This window comes from Vibrio sp. Vb1755 (assembly GCF_033338635.1).
Lineage (GTDB): Bacteria > Pseudomonadota > Gammaproteobacteria > Enterobacterales > Vibrionaceae > Vibrio > Vibrio alginolyticus.
Genome location: NZ_JAWOTA010000126.1, coordinates 1 through 1,481 on the forward strand (window position 1 = coordinate 1; position 1,481 = coordinate 1,481).

Sequence of the window (1,481 nt, forward strand, 5' to 3'; positions counted from 1 at the left end):
CCTTTTCGAGTCAGAATCCACTCGGTACCGATTAGCCCTTTGCTCACCAAGCCTAGTTTACTGTTCAGTGTGATTGGCTGCTTACAGTGGTATTGGAAGTACACTTCCAGATGGTCTTGCAGGTTTTTACCTACCCCTTCCAACTGGTGTTTCAACTCGATGCCCGCTTTTTCCAGTACATCTTTAGGACCAATACCGGAAAGTTGAAGTAGCTGTACCGAGCCGATTGAGCCTGCACTAGAAATGACTTCATTTTTCGCGAAACACTGCTGAATTGAACCTGCTTTCTCAAATTCAACGCCGACCGCTTTCTTGCCTTGTAGCCCTGTCTCTTCAAGCCCTTTTTCATCGCTCCCTGCTTCTTCAAGCAAGACACGACGCACAGTCACTCGCTTTATGAGTGTGAAGTTCTTGCGCTTTTTAGCACGGCTTAAGTATGCATTAGAGGTTGAAGCACGTACGCCTTTATCAACCGTCATGTGCATCGGACCGAAGCCTTCCTGCTGGAAACCGTTGTAATCGTCAGTTTCTGGATAGCCCGCCTCTTTACCAGCCTCAATAAAGGCTTCATACAACGGGTTCAGCTTCATGTCATTGCCGCTACATGTACCTAGGGGACCACAGTCACCGCGGTACTCATCAGCACCACCGACCCAAGATTCAGCTTTGCGGAAGTACGGTAAGCACGCTTGGTAATTCCAGCCTTTTGCTCCCTCTTCTTCCCACTGGTCAAAGTCGCAAGCATGCCCTCGTACGTAAACCATACCGTTGATAGAAGAGCTACCACCGAGAACTTTACCGCGAGGACAGTGCAACTGGCGTCCATCAAGACCATCTTCTTGTACGGTCTCAAACTGCCAAGCGTATTTTTCAGTGTTCATCGGGTACGAAAGTGCTGTCGGCATTTGGATGAAAATACTCTTATCCGTACCACCCGCTTCCAGCAATAATACTGAGTGCTGACCACTCTCACTCAAGCGATCCGCTAACACACAGCCGGCCGAACCCGCACCGACGATAATATAATCGTAGTGTTGTTTCATTTTGTGGTCTCCTAGGAGTGTTTAGAGATAAGGGCTTTCGAAATCGCTAAGTTGAACCAGTACGCTCTTAGTTTGCGTGTAATGCTTCAGTGTTTCGACGCCGTTCTCGCGGCCAATGCCGGATTGCTTGTCGCCACCAACGGGCATTTCTGCCGGAGAGTCACCCCAAGCATTAACCCAGCAGATACCTGCCTGAATTTTGTGAATAACGCGATGAGCGCGAGAGAGATTCTGAGTGAAGACACCAGCAGCCAGCCCATAATCCGTATCATTAGCGCGTTCGATAACTTCAGCTTCGTCGCTGAATTTAAGCACGGACATTACAGGACCAAAGATCTCTTGCTGTACGTGGCTCATGCTATCGTCACAGTCGATAAATACGGTTGGAGCAACGAAGTTACCATTTTGCAGACCATTATCTGTTACTTTGTAACCGCC

The 1,481-nt window shown here is 48.7% G+C and carries 2 protein-coding genes; both read right to left on the reverse strand.

The window, feature by feature from the left end; all coding sequences use genetic code 11:
* Window positions 1-1,043: GMC family oxidoreductase N-terminal domain-containing protein (locus R7E00_RS23190; RefSeq protein ID WP_318124590.1), on the reverse strand; the 1,043-nt coding region annotated here is incomplete at its 3' end.
* A gap of 21 nt (window positions 1,044-1,064) precedes the next feature.
* Window positions 1,065-1,481, reverse strand: a 417-nt coding sequence (locus R7E00_RS23195; protein ID WP_318124591.1) for an aldehyde dehydrogenase family protein, incomplete at its 5' end; no start/stop codon positions are given.